The 23,005-nt window shown below is 40.1% G+C and carries 23 protein-coding genes, 1 tRNA gene and 1 pseudogene; 16 read left to right on the forward strand and 9 right to left on the reverse strand.

The genetic code is table 11. The features are described from left to right. Nucleotides 1–28 precede the first annotated feature (28 nt). The 5 genes from J5F42_RS01145 (at nucleotide 29) to tlpC (ending at nucleotide 4,925) form a co-directional block, all read left to right on the forward strand. Nucleotides 29–1,381 (forward strand): FAD-dependent oxidoreductase, encoded by a 1,353-nt coding sequence (locus J5F42_RS01145; RefSeq protein WP_039081980.1) that lies wholly within the window; start codon nucleotides 29–31, stop codon nucleotides 1,379–1,381. 6 nt (nucleotides 1,382–1,387) lie between these two features. Beyond that, nucleotides 1,388–1,576, forward strand: a complete 189-nt coding sequence (locus J5F42_RS01150; protein WP_001178798.1) for a DUF5408 family protein — start codon at nucleotides 1,388–1,390, stop codon at nucleotides 1,574–1,576. Nucleotides 1,577–1,929: 353 nt separating this feature from the next. Next, complete coding sequence (gene rplM, locus J5F42_RS01155; protein ID WP_000167675.1) at nucleotides 1,930–2,355, forward strand: 50S ribosomal protein L13; 426 nt, start codon at nucleotides 1,930–1,932, stop codon at nucleotides 2,353–2,355. Beyond that, entirely contained in the window at nucleotides 2,352–2,741 is a 390-nt protein-coding gene (rpsI, locus tag J5F42_RS01160; protein ID WP_001227269.1) for a 30S ribosomal protein S9, read from the forward strand. Before rplM ends, rpsI begins: the two co-directional genes overlap by 4 nt. A 162-nt stretch (nucleotides 2,742–2,903) precedes the next feature. Then, on the forward strand, nucleotides 2,904–4,925 hold the full coding sequence (tlpC, locus tag J5F42_RS01165) for a methyl-accepting chemotaxis protein TlpC (protein ID WP_097699820.1): 2,022 nt from the start codon (nucleotides 2,904–2,906) through the stop codon (nucleotides 4,923–4,925). 379 nt (nucleotides 4,926–5,304) lie between these two features. On the opposite strand, the gene J5F42_RS01170 is transcribed toward tlpC, so the two are convergent. Continuing rightward, nucleotides 5,305–7,053 (reverse strand): dentin sialophosphopreproprotein, encoded by a 1,749-nt coding sequence (locus tag J5F42_RS01170; RefSeq protein ID WP_097699819.1) that lies wholly within the window; start codon nucleotides 7,051–7,053, stop codon nucleotides 5,305–5,307. A 251-nt stretch (nucleotides 7,054–7,304) separates the two neighbouring features. Further along, nucleotides 7,305–8,072, reverse strand: coding sequence for an outer membrane protein (locus J5F42_RS01175; RefSeq protein WP_080131597.1), 768 nt, complete (start codon nucleotides 8,070–8,072; stop codon nucleotides 7,305–7,307). 295 nt (nucleotides 8,073–8,367) lie between these two features. Here J5F42_RS01175 and J5F42_RS01180 point away from each other — a divergent pair, with 295 nt between their 5' ends. Further along, complete coding sequence (locus J5F42_RS01180) at nucleotides 8,368–8,511, forward strand: hypothetical protein (RefSeq protein WP_164859947.1); 144 nt, start codon at nucleotides 8,368–8,370, stop codon at nucleotides 8,509–8,511. Here J5F42_RS01180 and prfA read toward each other — a convergent pair. Together prfA and rpsT are read right to left on the reverse strand one after the other, a co-directional pair. Beyond that, entirely contained in the window at nucleotides 8,479–9,537 is a 1,059-nt protein-coding gene (gene prfA, locus J5F42_RS01185) for a peptide chain release factor 1 (protein WP_097699223.1), read from the reverse strand. The two genes, J5F42_RS01180 and prfA, sit on opposite strands and share 33 nt — an antisense overlap. Before the next feature lie 115 nt (nucleotides 9,538–9,652). Beyond that, on the reverse strand, nucleotides 9,653–9,922 hold the full coding sequence (gene rpsT, locus J5F42_RS01190) for a 30S ribosomal protein S20 (RefSeq protein ID WP_001273632.1): 270 nt from the start codon (nucleotides 9,920–9,922) through the stop codon (nucleotides 9,653–9,655). Between the two features lie 89 nt (nucleotides 9,923–10,011). On the opposite strand from rpsT, the gene glmM reads away from it, so the two are divergent. The 10 genes from glmM to J5F42_RS01240 all read left to right on the forward strand — a co-directional run bounded on the left by glmM (nucleotide 10,012) and on the right by J5F42_RS01240 (nucleotide 18,123). Continuing rightward, nucleotides 10,012–11,349: a phosphoglucosamine mutase gene (gene glmM, locus J5F42_RS01195; RefSeq protein WP_283491412.1), complete on the forward strand. Its 1,338-nt coding sequence runs from the start codon at nucleotides 10,012–10,014 to the stop codon at nucleotides 11,347–11,349. After that, nucleotides 11,343–11,816 (forward strand): signal peptidase II, encoded by a 474-nt coding sequence (gene lspA, locus J5F42_RS01200; RefSeq protein ID WP_283491413.1) that lies wholly within the window; start codon nucleotides 11,343–11,345, stop codon nucleotides 11,814–11,816. Before glmM ends, lspA begins: the two co-directional genes overlap by 7 nt. 19 nt (nucleotides 11,817–11,835) lie before the next feature. Beyond that, a tRNA-Val gene (locus J5F42_RS01205) sits at nucleotides 11,836–11,911 on the forward strand. A 249-nt stretch (nucleotides 11,912–12,160) separates the two neighbouring features. Then, nucleotides 12,161–12,877 carry an urease subunit alpha gene (ureA, locus tag J5F42_RS01210; RefSeq protein ID WP_000779223.1) on the forward strand — a complete coding sequence of 239 codons (717 nt, stop codon included), beginning with the start codon at nucleotides 12,161–12,163 and terminating at the stop codon, nucleotides 12,875–12,877. A 3-nt stretch (nucleotides 12,878–12,880) separates the two neighbouring features. Further along, complete coding sequence (gene ureB / locus J5F42_RS01215) at nucleotides 12,881–14,590, forward strand: urease subunit beta (RefSeq protein WP_000724295.1); 1,710 nt, start codon at nucleotides 12,881–12,883, stop codon at nucleotides 14,588–14,590. Between the two features lie 223 nt (nucleotides 14,591–14,813). Next, the gene (gene ureI, locus J5F42_RS01220; protein WP_000901250.1) at nucleotides 14,814–15,401 is read left to right on the forward strand and encodes an acid-activated urea channel protein UreI; all 588 of its coding nucleotides are present in this window, start codon (nucleotides 14,814–14,816) and stop codon (nucleotides 15,399–15,401) included. 1 nt (nucleotide 15,402) lies between these two features. Further along, the gene (ureE, locus tag J5F42_RS01225) at nucleotides 15,403–15,915 is read left to right on the forward strand and encodes an urease accessory protein UreE (RefSeq protein WP_097691625.1); all 513 of its coding nucleotides are present in this window, start codon (nucleotides 15,403–15,405) and stop codon (nucleotides 15,913–15,915) included. 12 nt (nucleotides 15,916–15,927) lie between these two features. Next, nucleotides 15,928–16,698, forward strand: a complete 771-nt coding sequence (locus tag J5F42_RS01230) for an urease accessory protein UreF (RefSeq protein ID WP_097699226.1) — start codon at nucleotides 15,928–15,930, stop codon at nucleotides 16,696–16,698. 28 nt (nucleotides 16,699–16,726) lie between these two features. Then, on the forward strand, nucleotides 16,727–17,326 hold the full coding sequence (ureG, locus tag J5F42_RS01235) for an urease accessory protein UreG (RefSeq protein WP_000238762.1): 600 nt from the start codon (nucleotides 16,727–16,729) through the stop codon (nucleotides 17,324–17,326). Continuing rightward, on the forward strand, nucleotides 17,326–18,123 hold the full coding sequence (locus J5F42_RS01240) for an urease accessory protein UreD (protein WP_097699227.1): 798 nt from the start codon (nucleotides 17,326–17,328) through the stop codon (nucleotides 18,121–18,123). The genes ureG and J5F42_RS01240 overlap by 1 nt, the downstream gene beginning before the upstream one ends. Before the next feature lie 57 nt (nucleotides 18,124–18,180). Here J5F42_RS01240 and J5F42_RS01245 read toward each other — a convergent pair. From J5F42_RS01245 to J5F42_RS01265, 5 genes and pseudogenes are all read right to left on the reverse strand, one after another. Then, nucleotides 18,181–20,604: pseudogene (locus J5F42_RS01245) on the reverse strand (FtsK/SpoIIIE domain-containing protein). Next, nucleotides 20,597–20,944, reverse strand: coding sequence for a hypothetical protein (locus tag J5F42_RS01250; RefSeq protein ID WP_283491414.1), 348 nt, complete (start codon nucleotides 20,942–20,944; stop codon nucleotides 20,597–20,599). Before J5F42_RS01250 ends, J5F42_RS01245 begins: the two are co-directional and overlap by 8 nt. A 1-nt stretch (nucleotide 20,945) precedes the next feature. Further along, a complete protein-coding gene (locus J5F42_RS01255; RefSeq protein WP_283491415.1) occupies nucleotides 20,946–21,365 on the reverse strand; it encodes an SMI1/KNR4 family protein in 420 nt (139 codons plus the stop codon). After that, on the reverse strand, nucleotides 21,335–22,723 hold the full coding sequence (locus J5F42_RS01260) for an HNH endonuclease (protein WP_283491416.1): 1,389 nt from the start codon (nucleotides 22,721–22,723) through the stop codon (nucleotides 21,335–21,337). Before J5F42_RS01260 ends, J5F42_RS01255 begins: the two co-directional genes overlap by 31 nt. A 10-nt stretch (nucleotides 22,724–22,733) precedes the next feature. Further along, a complete protein-coding gene (locus tag J5F42_RS01265; protein ID WP_078241841.1) occupies nucleotides 22,734–22,994 on the reverse strand; it encodes a type VII secretion protein in 261 nt (86 codons plus the stop codon). Between the last annotated feature and the right edge of the window lie 11 nt (nucleotides 22,995–23,005).

The following is a 23,005-nucleotide window of genomic DNA, read 5'->3' on the forward strand; positions in this document are numbered from 1 at the left end:
ATCAATTTAAAACATTTGGAGAAAGACAATGAGTATGGAATTTGATGCTGTTATTATTGGAGGTGGGGTTTCAGGGTGTGCGACCTTTTATACTTTAAGCGAATACAGCTCTTTAAAACGCGTGGCTATCGTGGAAAAATGCTCTAAATTAGCTCAAATCAGCTCCAGCGCTAAAGCTAATTCGCAAACCATTCATGATGGCTCTATTGAAACGAATTACACTCCTGAAAAAGCTAAAAAAGTGCGTTTGAGCGCTTATAAAACCAGACAATACGCGCTCAATAAAGGCTTGCAAAATGAAGTGATTTTTGAAACCCAGAAAATGGCTATAGGCGTGGGCGATGAAGAATGCGAGTTCATGAAAAAACGCTATGAATCCTTTAAAGAAATCTTTGTAGGGTTGGAAGAATTTGACAAACAAAAGATTAAAGAATTAGAGCCTAATGTGATTTTAGGGGCTAATGGCATAGACAGGCATGAAAACATTGTCGGGCATGGTTATCAAAAAGATTGGAGCACCATGAATTTTGCGAAGTTGAGTGAAAACTTCGTTGAAGAAGCTTTAAAATTAAAGCCCAACAACCAGGTGTTTTTGAATTTCAAAGTGAAAAAGATTGAAAAACGCAACGACACTTACGCCGTAATTTCAGAAGACGCTGAAGAAGTGTATGCTAAATTCGTGCTAGTCAATGCCGGCTCTTACGCTTTACCTTTGGCTCAGAGCATGGGCTATGGCCTAGATTTAGGGTGCTTGCCTGTGGCGGGTAGCTTTTATTTTGTGCCGGATTTATTAAGGGGTAAGGTTTATACCGTTCAAAACCCCAAACTCCCTTTTGCAGCCGTACATGGCGACCCTGATGCTGTCATTAAGGGTAAAACGCGCATCGGGCCTACCGCTTTAACGATGCCTAAATTAGAGCGCAACAAATGCTGGCTCAAGGGCATTAGCTTGGAATTGTTGAAAATGGATTTGAATAAAGATGTGTTTAAGATCGCGTTTGATTTGATGAGCGATAAAGAAATCCGTAATTATGTGTTTAAAAACATGGTTTTTGAATTGCCTATTATCGGTAAAAGGAAATTTTTAAAAGACGCTCAAAAAATCATCCCCTCTCTTAGTCTAGAAGATTTAGAATACGCTCATGGTTTTGGCGAAGTGCGCCCGCAAGTTTTAGACAGAACCAAGAAAAAACTGGAATTAGGCGAAAAAAAGATTTGCACCCATAAAGGCATCACTTTCAACATGACCCCATCTCCAGGCGCGACGAGCTGCTTGCAAAACGCCCTTGTGGATTCCCAAGAAATCGCTGCGTATTTGGGCGAGAGCTTTGAATTAGAACGCTTTTATAAAGACTTATCCCCAGAAGAATTGGAAAATTAAAAACGCATGCAAAACGAACAAGAAGCCCGAGAAATCGCTAAAAAAGCCGTTCAAATCGTGTTTTTTTTAGGGATTGTGGTGGTGCTTTTGATGATGATAAACCTTTACATGCTCATCAATCAAATCAACGCGAGCGCTAAAATGAGCCAACAAATCAAAAAGATAGAAGAAAGGCTTAATCAAGGGCAAAAATAAAGGCTTTGGCTTATTAAATATGAGTAACAAAATTAAAAAATGCTCAAAGGTATTTTTTAAAATAAATACAATAAAAGAGCTTGCATAAGCAAGTGATAGCCTCTTTAAAAGCAGTCTTTTGGGGTTAGGGGGTTTTTAGTTGGGGGTTGTAGGGGGAGAGTTATTTCAAAATACCCCCCTATCCTCTTAAGGAAATGGGTTTTACTTAAGAAATGGGTTTTACCATAAAATCAAAAGCAATCAAACAAATTTTTTAAAAAACCCTATCTTCAAACTTTAAACTTTCCTTAAATTCAGCAGTATTTAAGTTTATTTCCTTATAATGGGTGCTTTAATTTTATCAAAGGATTCTCATGACAAAGACTGCTAAAGTCAATGACATCGTTCGTGATTGGGTCGTTTTAGACGCTAAAGACAAAGTTTTTGGCCGCTTGATCACTGAAATCGCTGTGCTTTTAAGAGGGAAACACCGCCCTTTTTACACCCCTAATGTGGATTGTGGGGATTTTGTGGTGGTTATCAACGCCAATAAGGTTAAATTTTCAGGCATGAAATTAGAAGATAAAGAGTATTTTACCCATTCAGGTTATTTTGGCAGTACCAAGAGCAAGACTCTCCAAGAGATGCTAGAAAAAACCCCTGAAAAGCTCTACCACTTAGCCGTTAGGGGCATGCTCCCTAAAACGAAATTAGGGAAAGCGATGATTAAAAAACTCAAAGTTTATCGTGATGATAAGCACCCTCACACCGCACAAACTAGCAAAAAGGACGCTAAATGAGAAAAATCTATGCTACCGGTAAAAGAAAAACCGCTATCGCTAAAGTGTGGCTCACTCCGGGTAAAGGCGAATTGAGTATCAATGAGCAAAGCCTGAATCAATGGTTAGGTGGGCATGAGGCCATTAAAATGAAAGTCATGCAACCTTTACTTTTAACCAAACAAGAGCAATCTGTGGATATTAAAGCGGTGGTTTTTGGTGGGGGCTACTCAGCGCAAGCGGAAGCCTTAAGGCATGGCATTTCTAAAGCTTTGAACGCTTATGATATTGCTTTTAGAGCCATTTTAAAACCTAAGGGCTTGCTCACCAGAGATTCAAGGGTGGTTGAACGCAAAAAATATGGTAAAAGAAAGGCCAGAAGAAGCCCACAATTCTCTAAAAGGTAATTTTTATTTCTTTTTCTCTTCTTTGGGGGAGTTTTGGAGGGCTTTGGCTCTCCTTTATTTTCTGCTTTTTTATTCTCTTTTTTGTTCTCTCTTTTTTATTAAAATTTCAAAATAATGTATAATAATCATTCTCTATCAATTCGTTTTAAAAGGGCAAAGAGAATGAAATCTACAAGAATTGGTTCTAAAATCGTCATGATGGTGTGTGCGGTTGTTATTGTCATTAGCGCTGTTATGGGCGTTATTATCAGCTACAAGGTTGAAAGCGTGTTGCAAAGCCAAGCCACAGAATTGTTGCAAAAAAAGGCTCAGTTAGTCAGTTTTAAAATTCAAGGCATCATTAAGCGCATTTTTATTGGCGCTAACACCCTTGAAAAATTTTTAAGCGATGAAAATAGCGCTATCAACGACACCCTAAAAAGACGCATGCTCTCTGAGTTTTTGCTGGCAAACCCTCATGTGTTATTGATTAGCGCGATTTATACGAATAATAACGAACGAATTATCACTGCCATGAGCATGGATTCAAAAATCGCCTACCCTAATACCGCGCTCAATGAAAACATGATTAATCAAATCCATTCGCTCAAAAGTATAACCCGTTCAGATCCCTATTATAAAGAGGTTAATGGCGATAAAATCTATGGCATGGATATTACCCTCCCCCTAACGGGTAAAAATCAAAATGTGATAGGCGCGCTGAATTTCTTTTTAAACATTGACGCTTTTTATACCGATGTGGTAGGCAAGAAAAAGAGCAACACCTTTTTAATGGGGAAAGATGGCAGGCTTTTAATCAACCCTAATCGTGAGATCCAAGATAAGATTTTAAGCGCTATCAATCCAGATAGAAGAGTCGCTAAGGCTGTGGAGTATTATGACAAAAACGAAGCGGGCACTTTGAGCTACCATTCATTGAGCGGGAATACAGAAACCTTTTTAGCCATACAGCCCTTTGATTTTTTTGAAGAAAAAGGGAATAACGGCAATCATTGGCGTTGGGCAATTGGGAAATATGTCAATAAATCTTTAGTCTTTAAAGAAGCGACAAACACCAAATTCATTATTATCACCACTTTGATTTTAGGCGTGCTGGTGTTAGCCTTTTTAGTCTTTATCATCGTTTCTAATCTCATAACCAAACGCATCAGTAGGGTCAATAACACCCTAAATGATTTTTTCAACTTGCTCAATAACCCCAAAAATAACCATGCCATAAGCCTAACGCCCCCAAGCGCTTATGATGAAATCGGGCAAATGCAAGCTTCTATCAATGAAAATATCCTTAAAACCCAAGAAAACATTCAAGCCGATAATAAAGCCATTCAAAACAGCATTGAAGTGGCTAATTTTGTGGAAAGTGGGGATTTCACGCAAGAAATCGCATGCGTGCCTAAAAATAAAGATTTGCAAGCTTTAAGAAACACGATTAATAGCATTATCCAGTATTTCCGCAACCAAATTGGCGCCAATATTGAATCCCTAAATAACGCCCTAGAGCATTATAAAAACCTGGATTTCACCCACCACATCCAAGATCCTAAAGCCAACATGGAAAAAGCGCTCAACACTTTAGGGCAAGAAATTTCTAGCATGCTTAAAGCTTCTTTAGGGTTTGCGAACGCGCTCAATCATGAATCCAAAGATTTAAAAACTTGCGTGGATAATTTGACCAAAACCGCCCACAAACAAGAAAGGAGCCTGAAAAACACTACCCAATCCTTAGAAGAAATCACTAATATTATCACAACCATTGATTCTAAAAGCCAAGAGATGATCTCTCAAGGCGAAGACATTAAAAGCGTGGTGGATATGATTAGAGATATCGCTGATCAAACGAATTTATTAGCCCTAAACGCCGCTATTGAAGCCGCAAGAGCTGGCGAGCATGGCAGAGGCTTTGCGGTGGTGGCTGATGAAGTGAGGAAACTCGCTGAAAGGACGCAAAAATCCCTCAGCGAAATTGAAGCCAATATTAATATTTTAGTTCAAAGCATTGCCGATAACGCTGAGTCTATCAAAATGCAAAACAAGGGCGTAGAAAACATCCACAATTCCATTAACGCTTTGCAACAAGATGTGCAGGATAATTTGACTATCGCTAATTATTCTTTACAAGTCAGCACTAAAATTGATGGGATCTCCCAAGATATTTTAGAAGATGTGAGCAAGAAGAAATTTTAATTTTGAGCGTCTAAAATGTGAAACCGCCCCCTTTTTCTAAAGCAAGGGGTTTTTTTAACTAAAGCACTCCTAACGAACGCTAGTGCGAAAGACTCTTTAAGGTCTGCATGGGCATTTCTTACCCTAAAAAGACTAGAGGTATTTTGTTAGCTTGAATATAGCCTAAGCGCTTACATCTTGCACCCTAAAGGACGGAGTTTTTTGCGCTAGTTTGATAATAAAAAGCTTTGGTTGGATTTTAAAAAGCGTTCTTAAGGGGAGTTAGTTGGGGGTTAAAGGGGGGTATTCAATTGCCAAAGTATCCCCCTATCCCCCTTAAAAGAATTATAAATAAAAATATTAAGTTTTGGCTATCACTCTTTGATGTTGGGGTTTAATCTCAATTCCCCATATCGCCACCCATATCCCCCATGTCTCCCATATCGCCACCCATGTCGTCGTTCATGTCCCCCATATCGCCCATGTCATCGTTGCTATTACCCATGTCATCGTTCATATCGTTGGCGTTGTTCATGTCATCGCCCATGTCGTTGCCGTTGCTCATGTCGTCATTAGCGTTACCCGCATCATCGTTGCCGTTGTTCATGTTGCTCATATCATCAGTGTTACCGGTATCCGTATTGCCGGTGTCTGTGTTGCCGGTATCCGCGTTATTCATATCGCCGGTATTGTTGCCGCTAGCATCTTTATCATCAGTGGGGGTGTCGTTTGCGTTGCCGGTGTCAGTGGTGTTAGTGTCCATGTGATCATCGTTGTGATCATCGTTGGTGGCGTTGTTAGGGTTTATGAGTGCGTTACCCCCTTGATCTTTGCTGTCATTTGCATGGGTGTTGTCCATGTTGTTAATAGGCGTTTGTTGCGCAGGTTGTTGCATAGGGTTACTCATCGCATCATTCAAATCGTCTCTGTCATCGCCATCAATTTTCAAACTCCCGTCCAAATAATTCCCCACCACATCGCTGCTATGGCTTAATTGTTGCACGCTGTCTAGGGCTTTATCCACTTGGGCTTGTTGCTCGCTTGAAAGCCCTTTTTGATCTTTTAAGTCGTTGTCTAGTTGGTTCAAGTTATTGTCTAATTTGTCTCTCACTTCCATAGCTTTATTGACCACTGAATCAATCTTACTAGGGATCGCCCCATCTTGCTTCATTTCTTTGATTTGCCCCACTAAATGGTTAAGCTCTTTGGCTTGAGAAGTTATCGCATCCACGCTTTTAGTGGGCATGGCTTTAGTGTGGAAAAGCGAATTGTCTTTGAGCATGCGGCTGTTGTCTAAATTGACTAAAGCGCTATTCAAGCGGTTGGTTTGAATGCCTTTGCTGAATTTGGGATCACGATAAAAGCTCATAAGATTTGCCTGCTGTAAGGATTTATCGTCTTTATCGTCTCTGTCATCATCAGTAGGCGTATCAAGTTGGTTAATGGAAGCGTCATGGTCTAAAATCTCTTCTTGATCGAGCGCATACATGTAATTTTCTAACATCAAGTAGTCTTGAACTTGCATCATGAAAAACATGTTAGGGTAGAAACCATACATGCCATCATAAAAGTCATAAAAATCATACATGCCCATGCCATACATGCCATACATACCATAATAAGGGCTATAGTAAGAGTTGTAATAGTTGTTACTCCTGTAATAAGGGCTTTGAGCCTTTTCATTCTCTTGTTGTTTTTTAAGATACGCCCCTACCACACTCAAATCAGCGAGCATCTTTTGAGCCGTTTTTTGATCTTTTAAAGAAATGCCTAAGGGGATATAAATACCGGTGCGGTAGCTATAAAAAGAATCCCTAGCGATGATTTTAAGGCAATATTTCAAATTTTTTTGCAATTTTAGGGCTTGCCTTAAACGCGCATGCGCTCTAAAATTCCCCAAGATGCCGGAGTTAAAACGCATTTTTTCCACTAGCGCGCTGAATTTTTTCGCATCGCCATTAGCCGCATTGATATAGTTTAAAGCAGTAGCTCCCCACTCTTTGGTGCTGCTTTTATAACCCCCAAAATTCACTATTTTTGGCGTTAATTCCCCTTTTAATTGCGAATCTTTTAAGTCAAACAACGCCCTATTCACGCTGATAGCGTTTAAACTGAGTGTCATTATAAAAAGTATTTTTATAGCTTTCATTGATAACCTTAAAAAATATCTCTTGCGAGCATTATAGACTATTTTTAGAAATCAAAATGGCTTTTGAAAACAAGCCAAAGTAAAAAATCAAATCCCAAAACAAAAGGTTCTGTTTTAAACGCTTCTTTAGTTTTTAAAAAACTTTCTTAAACAAAAACCTAACCCCCCCAACACAACAAAACAAACATCGCAAAAAAAAGAAAAAAGAAACCAACAGAGAGAAAACCCTCTATTGGAAAGAAGAAAAAGGCTTAGAAGTTGATCATGTAGTTGAAATAGATAGAGAAGTTCCTTTTATAGAACACATCTACCGATCCATCTACGCCTCTTTCTTTATAGAATTGGTTGGTGAATAAAGGCAATTTAAAGCCCACTTCAATCCCGCTGTGTTTAGAAAAATTGCTCCTGAAACCAAATTCCACAGGCATTTGGAAATAGCTCGTGTTCATGCTCGCTGAACAGCCGGCGGTGTTGTTGCAAATGTGCATTTGAGATTTCAAGTAGCTCTCTCCTTGAACGATAAACGAATCCCCTCCTAACCCAAAGCCCACGAACAACCCTGCTGTGTTATAGCCCTCTTTACTTTCATAGAAGTTATAGAGCGCATCAAAGCCCACGCCATAAGTGAAGTTATTCACTTGAGACGCGCCCTCCATGATTCCAAGCTGGCTCCCCACAAAGCTTAAATTCGCATGGTTATAGCTGTAGTATCCATAAGACCTAAAGCCAAAGCGTTTGGTTTTGCCAAAGAACCACTTATACCCTGCCATCGCATCTACCCCATACATTTGCCCGTAATTATTGGTGTTGATCACGCTTTGCGTTTCTTGGGCTGGAGCTGTTTGATTGCTGCCAAACATTGAAGTGTCTATCGGGGTGTTATTGTTAGCACCTGGGGTGCGGGTGGTGTTTTGGTTTTCTAAATTAGAATATTGAAACCCCCCTCCTAAAAACGCACCGCTTTTTTCTGCCATAGACACACTAAAGGCTAATGCCATACCTAAAAAAACCTTTTTCATTTAAAACTCCTTAATGTGAGAAATCCTAAGGATTTCTTTTTTTATTGCATTCATGCTATGGCGCAAAAATATAGGGGATCATCAAAATTTGAGAGTTGTCCTTGAATACATTCGCTTCTACAGAATACAATTCGCTCTTACAAATATTAAGCTTTTGAGTTATATCACAAAAAAGTGAATTTTTCGTTAAGAATGGGTTAAATAAATCGTTTTATTTTTTAAAAATGTATTTATATATATAAAGAATTTAAAATTATATTTAATTATATTTTATGGAAGCTTTTACGCTGTTTTTGTGTGGGGCGAAAATTTAGAGCTTTTAGGGTTTTTGGTCGTAGTGGGTGGCTATCTTAAAAAATGCTTGAGTGTTTTATCGCTTTTGTCGTATCGTTTGATGGTAAAAATCCTATTCAAACTGGCTTTGAGCATGAGCGATTAAAGGGTTGATCACTTCATCTAAATTCCCTGAAAGCATGATTTCTTCTAAACTATACAGAGTTAAATTGATTCTATGCTCGCTCAAGCGGTTTTGCGGGTAATTATAAGTGCGGATCCTTTCACTCCTGTCCCCACTACCCACTTGCTCCTTTCGGTCTTTGGCGTTAGCGAGTTGCTGCTCTTCAATTTGTTTTTCATAAAGGCGCGCTTTTAAGATTTTTAGGGCTTTATCCTTGTTTTTATGCTGGGATTTTTCATCTTGCATGCTCACGCTGATATTAGTGGGAAGGTGCGTGATGCGCACCGCAGAGTCTGTGGTATTGACGCATTGCCCCCCATGCCCGCCAGCGCGAAACACTTCAATCTTTAAATCGTTAGGGTTGATAGAAACTTCCACATCATCCACTTCAGGCATGATCGCTACTGTGATAGCGGAAGTGTGGATGCGCCCTTGAGATTCTGTTTCAGGGACTCTTTGGACTCGATGCGTGCCTGCTTCAAATTTGAGCCTTGAATACACGCCCCTACCCTTAATCAAAGCGATGATTTCTTTATAGCCCCCTACGCTGTTTTCGCTAGAGCTCACTATCTCTACTTTCCATTTTTTCAAATCCGCATAACGGCAATACGCCTTAAACAAATCCCCTACAAAAATGCCCGCTTCATCGCCCCCCGTGCCGGCCCTTAATTCTAAATAAATGTTTTTATCGTCGTTAGGATCTTTGGGGATAAGGAGTTGCTTAATGGCGGTTTCTAGATCGCTTTTTTTGATTTCTAAAATTTTTAACTCTTCTTTAGCCAGTTCGCTCAATTCCTTGTCTTCTAAAAGCTCTTTATTTTCTTTGATATTCTCTAAAACGCTCAAATACTCTTTACTCGCTACAGAGATTTCTTCAATGGAGCTTTGCTCTTTGCTCAATTCGGTGAGTTTTTTAATATCGCTAACCACTTCAGCACTAGAAAGCAACGCTGTGAGTTCGTCGTATCGTTTGAGAATAGAAGAAAGCTTTTCAGCTAGAATAGACATGCAAGACTACCTATAAAAAGATGTGAGTGAAAGACATAACAATCTAAAAAACTTAAAAAGAAGCCCAATAATAAAATCCATTATTGAGCTTAAAGAAGTTAAAAACGTCTCAAAACTAAGCGAGAGCGATTTTTTTCACTGAAGCGTTAAGCCTTGAAACTTTCCTAGAAGCGGTGTTTTTCTTTAAAATCCCCTTGCTGACAAATTTATGCAACTCTTTATTAGCGATTTTCAAACGCTCTTGAGCTTTTGCTACATCATTGACAGCGACCGCTTCACGCACGGCCTTAATAATATTTTTAACTTTAGTTTTATAGAACCTGTTGCGTTCGGTTCTTTTAATGGTCTGTCTGATTCGCTTTTCTGCGGACTTATGATTTGCCATAGCCTTGTTTTAATCCCTTTGTAATGTAAAATTTGGCATAATCCTATCTAAAAATTGATTAAAAATAGTTTAAAAGGTATTTTATAACGATGAAAATTTTTGGGACTGATGGCGTGAGGGGTAAAGCAGGGGTGAAACTCACCCCCATGTTTGTGATGCGTTTGGGCATTGCGACCGGGTTGTATTTTAAAAAACATTCTAAAACAAATAAGATCTTAATTGGTAAAGACACCAGAAAAAGCGGCTATATGGTAGAAAACGCTTTAGTGAGCGCTTTAACTTCCATAGGCTATAATGTGATTCAAATAGGGCCTATGCCTACCCCTGCGATTGCGTTTTTAACCGAAGACATGCGCTGTGATGCGGGTATTATGATAAGCGCAAGCCACAACCCTTTTGAAGATAATGGCATTAAGTTTTTCAATTCTTATGGTTATAAGCTTAAAGAAGAAGAAGAAAAAGCGATTGAAGAAATCTTTCATGATGAAGAATTACTGCATTCTAGCTATAAAGTGGGCGAGAGCGTCGGTAGCGCTAAAAGGATAGACGATGTCATAGGGCGCTATATCGTGCATTTAAAACACTCTTTCCCCAAACATTTGAATTTACAGAGTTTAAGGATCGTGCTAGATACCGCTAATGGCGCGGCTTATAAGGTGGCTCCGGTAGTTTTTAGCGAGCTTGGGGCTGATGTTTTAGTGATTAATGATGAGCCTAACGGGTGTAATATTAATGAACAATGCGGGGCTTTACACCCTAACCAACTGAGCCAGGAAGTGAAAAAATACCGCGCGGATTTGGGCTTTGCTTTTGATGGCGATGCTGACAGGCTAGTGGTGGTGGATAATTTAGGGAATATCGTGCATGGGGACAAGCTTTTAGGGGTGTTAGGGGTTTATCAAAAATCTAAAAACGCCCTTTCTTCTCAAGCGATTGTCGCCACAAACATGAGCAATTTAGCCCTTAAAGAATATTTAAAATCCCAAGATTTGGAATTGAAGCATTGCGCGATTGGGGATAAGTTTGTGAGCGAATGCATGCAATTGAATAAAGCCAATTTTGGAGGCGAGCAAAGCGGGCATATCATTTTTAGCGATTACGCTAAAACCGGCGATGGTTTGGTGTGCGCTTTGCAAGTGAGCGCGTTAGTGCTAGAAAGTAAGCTTGTGAGCTCTGTTGCGTTAAACCCCTTTGAACTATACCCCCAAAGCCTAGTGAATTTGAATATCCAAAAAAAGCCCCCTTTAGAAAGCCTGAAAGGTTATAGCGCTCTTTTAAAAGAATTAGACCAACTAGAGATCCGCCATTTGATCCGTTATAGCGGCACTGAAAACAAATTACGAATCCTTTTAGAAGCTAAAGACGAAAAACTTTTAGAATCCAAAATGCAAGAATTAAAAGAATTTTTTGAAGGGCATTTGTGCTAAACACCACTAAAAAAAGCCTGTTGGTTTTTATAGGGGTTTTTTCCCTTATTTTTGGCGTGGATCAAGCGATTAAACACGCTATTTTAGAGGGGTTTCGCTATGAAAGTTTGGTTATAGATATTGTTTTGGTGTTCAATAAAGGCGTGGCGTTTTCCTTGCTCAGTTTTTTAGAGGGAGGTTTGAAATACTTGCAAATCCTTTTGATTTTAGGGCTTTTTATCTTTTTAATGCGCCAAAAGGGGCTTTTTAAAAACCATGCGATAGAGTTTGGCATGGTGTTTGGCGCTGGGGTTTCTAATGTTTTAGACCGGTTTGTGCATGGGGGCGTGGTGGATTATGTGTATTATCATTATGGCTTTGATTTTGCCATTTTTAACTTCGCTGATGTCATGATAGATGTGGGCGTGGGCGTTTTATTGTTAAGACAATTCTTTTTTAAGCAAAAACAAAACAAAATTAAGGCATAATTACCCTTTTTAAATAAAAGGTCGCGTAGCTCAGTTGGTAGAGCACTACCTTGACATGGTAGTGGCCGCTGGTTCAAGTCCAGTCGTGGCCACCATTATCACTCCAATTTTAATTCTCATTTTTTTGCGAGTTTTTGATCTTTATAAATTCTAAAGGGGTATTAAACGCGCTTCCAATAACGCTTTTATAGCACTTCAAAAATATAACACTAATTCATTTTAAATAATAATTAGTTAATGAACGCTTCTGTTAATCTTAGTAAATCAAAACATTGCTACAATTACATCCAACCTTGATTGCGTTATGTCTTCAAGGAAAAACACTTTAAGAATAGGAGAATGAGATGAAACTCACCCCAAAAGAGTTAGATAAGTTGATGCTCCACTATGCTGGAGAATTGGCTAAAAAACGCAAAGAAAAAGGCATTAAGCTTAACTATGTAGAAGCGGTAGCTCTGATTAGTGCCCATATTATGGAAGAAGCGAGAGCTGGTAAAAAGACTGCGGCTGAATTGATGCAAGAAGGGCGCACTCTTTTAAAACCGGATGATGTGATGGATGGCGTGGCAAGCATGATCCATGAAGTGGGTATTGAAGCGATGTTTCCTGATGGGACTAAACTCGTAACCGTGCATACCCCTATTGAGGCCAATGGTAAATTAGTTCCTGGTGAGTTGTTCTTAAAAAATGAAGACATCACTATCAACGAAGGCAAAAAAGCCGTTAGCGTGAAAGTTAAAAATGTTGGCGACAGACCGGTTCAAATCGGCTCACACTTCCATTTCTTTGAAGTGAATAGATGCTTAGACTTTGACAGAGAAAAAACTTTCGGTAAACGCTTAGACATTGCGAGCGGGACAGCGGTAAGGTTTGAACCTGGCGAAGAAAAATCCGTAGAATTGATTGACATTGGCGGTAACAGAAGAATCTTTGGATTTAACGCATTGGTTGATAGGCAAGCAGACAACGAAAGCAAAAAAATTGCTTTACACAGAGCTAAAGAGCGTGGTTTTCATGGCGCTAAAAGCGATGACAACTATGTAAAAACAATTAAGGAGTAAGAAATGAAAAAGATTAGCAGAAAAGAATATGTTTCTATGTATGGCCCTACTACAGGCGATAAAGTGAGATTGGGCGATACAGACTTGATCGCTGAAGTAGAACATGACTACACCATTTATGGCGAAGAGCTTAAATTCGGCGGCGGTAAAACCCTAAGAGAAGGCATGAGCCAATCTAACAACCCCAGCAAAGAAGAACTGGATCTAATCATCACTAACGCTTTAATCGTGGATTACACCGGTATTTATAAAGCGGATATTGGTATTAAAGATGGCAAAATCGCTGGCATCGGTAAAGGCGGTAACAAAGACATGCAAGATGGCGTTAAAAACAATCTTAGCGTGGGCCCTGCTACCGAAGCCTTAGCCGGTGAAGGCTTGATCGTAACGGCTGGTGGTATTGACACACACATCCACTTCATTTCACCCCAACAAATCCCTACAGCTTTTGCAAGCGGTGTAACAACCATGATTGGTGGCGGAACCGGTCCTGCTGATGGCACTAATGCGACTACTATCACTCCAGGTAGAAGAAACTTAAAATGGATGCTCAGAGCGGCTGAAGAATATTCTATGAACTTAGGTTTCTTGGCTAAAGGTAACGCTTCTAACGATGCGAGCTTAGCCGATCAAATTGAAGCCGGTGCGATTGGCTTTAAAATCCACGAAGACTGGGGCACCACTCCTTCTGCAATCAATCATGCGTTAGATGTTGCGGACAAATACGATGTGCAAGTCGCTATCCACACAGACACTTTGAATGAAGCCGGTTGCGTGGAAGACACTATGGCAGCTATTGCTGGGCGCACTATGCACACTTTCCACACTGAAGGCGCTGGCGGCGGACACGCTCCTGATATTATTAAAGTGGCCGGTGAACACAACATTCTACCCGCTTCCACTAACCCCACTATCCCTTTCACCGTGAATACAGAAGCTGAACACATGGACATGCTTATGGTGTGCCACCACTTGGATAAAAGCATTAAAGAAGATGTTCAGTTCGCTGATTCAAGGATCCGCCCTCAAACCATTGCGGCTGAAGACACTTTGCATGACATGGGGATTTTCTCAATCACCAGTTCTGACTCTCAAGCGATGGGTCGTGTGGGTGAAGTTATCACTAGAACTTGGCAAACAGCTGACAAAAACAAAAAAGAATTTGGCCGCTTGAAAGAAGAAAAAGGCGATAACGACAACTTCAGGATCAAACGCTACTTGTCTAAATACACCATTAACCCAGCGATAGCTCATGGGATTAGCGAGTATGTAGGTTCAGTAGAAGTGGGCAAAGTGGCTGACTTGGTATTGTGGAGTCCAGCATTCTTTGGCGTGAAACCCAACATGATCATCAAAGGCGGATTCATTGCGTTAAGTCAAATGGGCGATGCGAACGCTTCTATCCCTACCCCACAACCGGTTTATTACAGAGAAATGTTCGCTCACCATGGTAAAGCTAAATACGATGCAAACATCACTTTTGTGTCTCAAGCGGCTTATGACAAAGGCATTAAAGAAGAATTGGGGCTTGAAAGACAAGTGTTGCCGGTAAAAAATTGCAGAAACATCACCAAAAAAGACATGCAATTCAACGACACTACCGCTCACATTGAAGTCAATCCTGAAACTTACCATGTGTTCGTGGATGGCAAAGAAGTAACTTCTAAACCAGCCAATAAAGTGAGCTTGGCGCAACTCTTTAGCATTTTCTAGGATTTTCTCTAGGATTTTTAATTTTCTAGGATTTTTGGAGCGTTCCTCCTTAAATCTTAGTTTTTAAGCTCTCTGACTTTTATTATTTATTAAAAGTTAGGGGCTTATTTTTTTGTTTTTATTTTTTGTCAATTTACTATTTTTCTTTATGATTAGCTCAAGCAACAAAGGTTATTCGTAAGGTGCGTTTGTTGTAAAAATTTTGTTTTGGAAGGATAAGGCAATGCTAGGACTTGTATTGTTATATGTTGGGATTGTTTTAATCAGCAATGGGATTTGCGGGTTAACCAAAGTCGATCCTAAAAGCACTGCGGTGATGAACTTTTTTGTGGGTGGGCTCTCCATTATTTGTAATATAGTTGTAATCACTTACTCCGCGCTCCACCCTACAGCCCCTGTAGAAGGTGCAGAAGATATTGTTCAAGTATCACACCATTTGACTAGTTTCTATGGGCCAGCGACTGGGTTATTGTTTGGTTTTACCTACTTGTATGCGGCTATCAACCACACTTTTGGTTTGGATTGGAGGCCCTATTCTTGGTATAGCCTATTCGTAGCGATCAACACTGTCCCTGCTGCGATTTTATCCCACTATAGCGATATGCTTGATGACCACAAAGTGTTAGGCATCACTGAAGGCGATTGGTGGGCGATCATTTGGTTGGCTTGGGGTGTTTTGTGGCTTACCGCTTTCATTGAAAACATCTTGAAAATCCCTTTAGGGAAATTCACTCCATGGCTTGCTATCATTGAGGGTATTTTAACCGCTTGGATCCCTGCTTGGTTACTCTTTATCCAACACTGGGTGTGAGATGATCATAGAGCGTTTAATGGGCAATCTAAGGGATTTAAACCCCTTGGATTTCAGCGTGGATCATGTGGATTTAGAATGGTTTGAAACGAGGAAAAAAATCGCTCGCTTTAAAACCAGGCAAGGCAAAGACATAGCCATACGCCTTAAAGACGCTCCCAGGTTGGGTCTCTCTCAAGGGGATATTTTATTTAAAGAAGAGAAGGAAATTATCGCCGTTAATATCTTGGATTCTGAAGTCATTCACATCCAAGCCAAGAGCGTGGCTGAAGTAGCGAAAATATGCTACGAAATAGGGAACCGCCATGCGGCTTTATACTATGGCGAGTCTCAATTTGAATTTAAAACACCATTTGAAAAGCCCACGCTAGCGTTATTAGAAAAGCTAGGGGTTCAAAATCGTGTTTTAAGTTCAAAACTGGATTCCAAAGAACGCTTAACCGTGAGCATGCCCCATAGTGAGCCTAATTTTAAGGTCTCACTAGCGAGCGATTTTAAAGTGGTCATGAAATAGAAAAATAACAGAATGGATAAAGGAAAGAGCGTGAAAAGCACTAAAAAAAGCGTGGCTATGCCCCCAAAAACCCCAAAGACAGACAATAATGTCAATAGTCATGTAGATAATGAATTTCTGATTCTGCAAGTCAATGATGCGGTGTTCCCCATTGGATCTTACACGCATTCTTTTGGGCTAGAAACTTACATCCAACAAAAAAAGGTTACCAACAAAGAAAGTGCTTTAGAATATTTAAAAGCCAATCTCTCTAGCCAGTTCCTTTACACGGAAATGCTGAGTTTGAAATTAACCTATGAAAGCACCCTCCAACAAGATTTAAAAAAAATTTTAGGGGTTGAAGAAGTTATTATGCTATCCACAAGCCCCATGGAATTACGATTAGCCAATCAAAAGCTAGGCAATCGTTTCATTAAAACCTTACAAGCCATGAATGAATTAGACATGGGTGCATTTTTTAACGCTTACGCTCAAACAACCAAAGATCCCACCCATGCCACTAGCTATGGCGTTTTTGCGGCGAGTTTGAATATGGAATTGAAAAAGGCTTTAAGGCATTATCTTTATGCGCAAACTTCTAACATGGTGATCAACTGCGTTAAAAGCGTCCCCTTATCCCAAAACGACGGGCAAAAAATCTTATTGAGCTTGCAAAGCCCTTTTAACCAGCTCATAGAAAAAACCCTAGAATTAGATGAAAGCCACTTGTGCGCGGCAAGCGTTCAAAACGACATTAAGGCGATGCAGCATGAGAGTTTATACTCGCGCCTTTATATGTCTTGAATTTTAATCTCAAATTGAAAGGAATTTTATGGTAAAAATTGGAGTTTGTGGTCCTGTAGGAAGCGGTAAAACCGCCTTGATTGAAGCTTTAACGCGCCACATGTCAAAAGATTATGACATGGCGGTCATCACTAATGATATTTACACTAAAGAAGATGCGGAGTTTATGTGTAAAAATTCGGTGATGCCACGAGAGAGGATCATTGGCGTAGAAACAGGAGGCTGTCCGCACACGGCTATTAGAGAAGACGCTTCTATGAATTTAGAAGCTGTAGAAGAAATGCATGGCCGTTTCCCTAATTTGGAACTGCTTTTGATTGAAAGCGGAGGCGATAACCTTTCAGCGACTTTTAACCCAGAGCTAGCGGATTTTACGATTTTTGTGATTGATGTGGCTGAGGGCGATAAAATCCCTAGGAAAGGCGGGCCAGGAATCACGCGTTCAGACTTGCTTGTCATCAATAAAATTGACTTAGCCCCCTATGTGGGAGCGGACTTGAAAGTCATGGAAAGGGATTCTAAAAAGATGCGCGGCGAAAAGCCCTTTATTTTTACGAATATCCGCGCTAAAGAAGGCCTAGACGATGTGATCGCTTGGATCAAGCGCAACGCTTTATTGGAAGATTGATGAACACTTACGCTCAAGAATCCAAGCTCAGGCTAAAAACCAAAATAGGGGCTGATGGGCGGTGCGTGATTGAAGACAATTTTTTCACGCCCCCCTTTAAGCTCATGGCGCCCTTTTACCCTAAAGACGATTTAGCTGAAATCATGCTTTTAGCGGTAAGCCCTGGCTTAATGAAAGGCGATGTGCAAGATGTGCAATTGAACATCGGTCCAAATTGCAAGCTAAGGATCACTTCGCAATCCTTTGAAAAAATCCATAACACTGAAGACGGGTTTGCCAGCAGAGACATGCACATTGTTGTGGGGGAAAACGCTTTTTTAGACTTCGCGCCTTTCCCGTTAATCCCCTTTGAAAACGCGCATTTTAAGGGCAATACCACGATTTCTTTACGCTCTAGCTCTCAATTGCTCTATAGTGAAATCATTGTCGCTGGGCGAGTGGCACGCAATGAGTTGTTCCAATTCAACCGCTTGCACACCAAAATCGCTATTTTACAAGATGAGAAACCTATCTATTATGATAATACGATTTTAGATCCCAAAACCACCGACATGAATAATATGTGCATGTTTGATGGCTACACGCATTATTTGAATTTGGTGCTTGTCAATTGCCCCATAGAGCTGTCTGGTGTGCGAGGATTGATTGAAGAAAGCGAAGGAGTGGATGGAGCCGTGAGCGAGATTGCTAGTTCTCATTTATGTGTGAAAGCTTTAGCGAAAGGCTCAGAACCCTTGTTGCATTTAAGAGAAAAAATCGCTCGTTTCACCACGCAAACGATTACGCCAAAGGTTTAAAAGCGCTTCAAAAAGATTAAATCCCTTTAGTCTTTTTAACCCCCCTTTTTTTTGACCCTATAAGCTGAAAGGCCTGAATTCAGTAACGCTGTCTTTAGAAAGCTCTATGAAGAGCACATTGAGTTCGCTTGGTGAGGGTAAACCGCTTTTGATAGCGTTCAAGTTTTCCTCATTGCACCTAAAGGCTAGGCATTGCTTGAAGTGGTTGTTTAACAATTCTTTTAACTTGTCAAAATGGTAATTAGTTTTAATTTGCCTAAAGTCATGCGCAAAAATGACGCAATACTGCTCGTTGTCTGTGGCTTTTTCTAAAAACGATTTTAACTTTTCCGCCCCTACTTTGTCGTGCAATTCTTTCGCTTCGTTGAGATTGTCTATCATCAGCACGCTATTAGGGTTCATAGCGGTGTCTAAAACGCTTAAAATATTTTCTACAGGCGTGATGCCGTATTCTTTTTGCGCATCAAAAGACCTTATCAAGCGTTTTTCTTTATTGCAAAAAACCAATTCTTTGTTCGCGCTCTTAATGTTTTGGAATAAGAGTTTCATTAAAGCGATGCGAGCGTTTAAATCTTGGCTCACCACTAACAAATGCGATTCGTTGTTTTCAAACTCCACTATCAGGTCCTTTTGCTCATAATCCACTTTTTTGCCCAGATGCAAACGCATTTCATTAGCCTTAAGGGTGTTGGGCATTTTTAAGGCCGTTTCGCCATTATAGATTTTACGATCTATGGGCGCGAGGTTTCTTTGGTTAAATTCAGCGTGTATTTTTGTGAGAAAAGATTTGAAATCATCAGGGGCTTTAGGGATACTCATCTTGGTGTGGAATTTTTGATGCCCTCCGTTGTTGTTGAAAATGCCTTCTGGCCTGACAAGCTCACAAGCCGCATCATCGCCCAAAACACTACTGCTGTCTTCTGCATCCATAGGCAAAGCGATGCGGTTGGCGATTTGAGCCTTAAAGCTATCACTGATGCCAATGTTGCGCATGGTTTGAGTGGCTAAAATTAAATGCACCCCATAGCTGCGGCCCTTTTTAAGCAAAGTGTTTAAAGACTACTCCACGCTCTCTTTCCCTTTAGTGGAGTTGTCGCTAAAAAGCACCTGAAATTCATCAATCACCACGATCAGTCTGGGCATTTTTTCATGCTTTCGGTAATCGCTTAAATCTTTCACCTTAAACTGCTTGAACAGCTCGGCTCTTTTTTGCATTTCTTTACAAAGCCAGCTTAAAAAACTCATGCCATAACCTACCGAACTCGCCACGCTCACCAACCTCGCATGCTCTAAAATCGGATCTGTGTATGCGTTAAATTCCACCCCCTCTTTATAGTCTAACAAAAAGAGTTGGATCTCATTGGGCACGTAGTAGAAGGCTAGATTTTGGATCAACACATGCAAGAAATTGGATTTCCCGCTCCCGCTGTGGTTGCAAATGAGCGTGTGGTTTTGTTCGTTACCGATTTCAAAACACACTTCCTTATGGTTAATATCCCACCCTACCGGCACAGACACTTTAGACTGAGAACTTTTAGTCCAAAATTCTTTGTCTTTTTGTAAGTCTTTCAACTCCCTTTTAACTACTTTCTTTTTCTCATAATACGCTTTAATTTTATCGGCGAAGTCTTGCATGTGCTGGGATTGGATACCATGATCGTTGATGACTTCCACATTAAGGTATTTCAAGCGTTCAAAACTTGTCGTATCTTTAAAAAACTCCGCATAGCGTTTCAAATCTTCTGTGGATTGATTGTTTTTTTCGCTCTCCAAATTGACAAAGCTCAAAACCCCATTTTTAGAGCCAAAACGCATGATCTTTTCCAAATAATAAAGCGCGTCTTTACTCAAAGCATCTACCCCGCTTAAAAAAAGCGCTTTTAAAAGCAAGGGGTCTTTCTCGTTTTCATTATAATGCGCAAAATCTCTAAAACCGGCTAATTTTTCTTGCAAATTAACCTTTAAATATTCATACAAATGCTTTAGGGCTTCTTCTATTTCCTTGCTTTCGGTCAAAATCCTTTGCTGGTAAATAAAGTCATTGTCTTTATCTAAAAGCCTTCTGGCCAGATTGAAAATGCCCCCCAAGCTCAACGCATCAATCAAGATCACTTCCAATTGCACTAAAGGCGCGCTGGAGAGTAAGCGCATGAGCATTTCTCTCAAAAACTGCCCGTCTTTTTCATGCTCTATATACAAGCTTTTAGGGGGGAAAGGATAAACTTTAGGCAATAAAAATTCCATGTTAGCGCCATTCTTGCCTTTAATTTCCAATAAACCACAGCTCAAAAATTTAGGGTAAGCGCCCTCTTCATTGAACTTTGGCGCGTCTGTGAATTGCACTTGAATTTTCCTGATACTCTTTTGGTAGTCCTCTATTCGTGAGATGATCGGCTTGAGAAAACTCTCTGACTCTTTTTTAGCAACAACTTTATCTAAGGCGTCGTCCAATTCTTTTAATAAAATACCCGCATCAATCATCTTTATCCTTAAGATATTCATCATAGCGCCTCTTGGCTTCTCTTTCATGCTCTTTAGCTTCACGCATAAGCCTATCGATCTCGCTTGGTGAATGGAAATTCATATGAATTTGCTTCTCCAAACGCTTGGCTTCTTCAAGTTGCTCGTTGATTTTTCTCATTTCGTATTGAGTGTCTTGCTCTAAATTTTCTAAATCATGTGCGATTTTTAGCATCTCCTCTAGCACCTCACTTTTAAGTTTCTGCCCCAAATCATCTTGCATGGCGTTTTCTACGAAATAGTCGCAAATCCTTCTTAACTCATTGGTACAACCCTCCAAAAAAACTTTATGAGAAAACATTTTAACCCCTTGATTCCAGTTTTTTTAAAAACATTTTAAGATTTAATAGCGCTTTTTTTGAGCCATCATCAGTGTCTAAAAACAGCACCACATCAGTGGTGGTATTCCAAAGATAATACCCCCCATACCCGTCATTAGCGAAGACGATTTCTTCAGGCTCTAACCATTCTTTTAAGCTCTGCATAAAATCAATCAATAAGCTCTCTAAGTTGAAATTCAAAACATGTTTGAACATGTAGGATTCATTGCCCACCATGAAATAACACAATTGGCTAAAACCATAGTTTGATCGGTTGATAAAGTCCTTAAATTCATCGCTAAAGCCTATTTTCAACCGCTCTTCTAGATCGCTCAACGCATTGTCATTGAGCGGCTCTACAAATTCCCAATTCAGTTCTGTGTTTGTAGGAATTTCTCCCATAGTTTGTATCCTTTCGTATGTTTCACGCCTAATAATAACTCTTCTCTCACCAACGCCACATTCCCTAAAACATTCGCGTCAAAATGCCACAAATAGCCCCTAGGAATGAATCCTTTTGCGATCTGTTCCAATTCTGCCGCATCAAAGCCCAAATCGTTGTCTTTAAGCGCGGTTTGTAAAGCCTTTAGGGCATGATGAGCACATGCGGTTTTACTCCAATCTTCTAAAGGCACAATGGCGCTAAAAACGCTATCAAATTCCGCTAAACGCAACTCATTAAAGCGGACTTCTTCCGGATAAGGGTTTTGCTCATCTACCATAAAGCCCTCTTTACGGCTTTCTAAAAACTCCCTATACTCCAACGCTTTTTGCGCATAATTTTCATTGCGTTCTAAAACGGGATCGATTTTTTGGCTCAAATTTTCTGTAGCACGCTCTAACTCTGTTTCTAAATTATCAAAAGCTTCATTGATAGCGTTTGAATCGTTGGGGGATTTTTTGATTTTTTCTGCAAAATCTTGTAAGGCTTTCTTACAATTTTTAACGCAATTCTTTTTGGCTAAAGTCAAGCTTTCGTTATAAGAAGGCACGCTTAAAACGCTTGGCATCAAATCCTCTAAACTCTTTTCAAATTCTCGCTCTTTAGAGGCTTTAGCACGATCCCTATGAGAAAAAGCGTTGATCTTGTCTTTTAAATCAGAGTATAAAGAAGCGCTAAAATCTTCCCTCAAATCTTTCAATCGTTCATTAAAAACGCTTTTTTTAGGGTTATAAGAGAAAGTAGGCCGTTCAAAATCGTATTCCATTAAAACGCCTGGGGTTGGAAAGTTGTATTCGTTATCTATCGCATCGCTCGATTGTTTCAAACGCCTGATAAATTCCTGGTGTTTATCAGTATAAAAGTGTAACATCTTTTTAACGCTCTCCCAAGCCCCCTCCACAAGATCCACGCTCGCTTTGGCTTGAGTGGAGTAGATTTCAAGCATTCGTTCTAATAACCTTACATTGTGTTCCCATTTTTCTATATTGTCTTCCATAAGGTTTAAGCCCTTTTCACAAGCTTCAGCGCATAATTTAACAGGAGGGATAACCGACCCTACCGCATTACCAAAATCTCTCCCAAGCTCCCCAAGAAATCCCCAAAAGCCCCTTCGCTCCTTTTTGGCTGCTTTTAATTCTCCTATGGCTTTTTCCAATTGCATTTCAATTTTTCTGCGCTCTACTAGGATTTTTAGTGCGTAACTATCAAGGTCTTTGATAAATGGACTGCATTTTTCTTCTTGCAAGGATCTTTTAAAATCCCTGCATTTTTCAACAACCTTTTTGACTTCTTCTGTGTCCGTTTTCCATTCAGCCATAAACCACCCCTTAATAATCTTGCTCTAAAACCCTAATCCTCTCTTTAAGCCATGCGATTTGCTCTTGAGCAGCTTCATCAAATTCATTGAAAGTGCCTTTCAAATTATCCACCACCTCGCTAAATTTATCCCTCCTAGCATCTTGCCATGATTCTAAATTATGGAAATGGTTGCTTAAGCCATTCACTTCCTCGTTTAGTAACTCTTTAAAGCGTTCTAAATGCTCCACAAACCCTCTGACCTCTTCGGTATCCATTTGCACTCTGCTCATCGGTTGTCCTT

The sequence above is a fragment of the Helicobacter pylori genome, from assembly GCF_030062585.1.
Classification (GTDB): Bacteria; Campylobacterota; Campylobacteria; order Campylobacterales; family Helicobacteraceae; genus Helicobacter; species Helicobacter pylori_CN.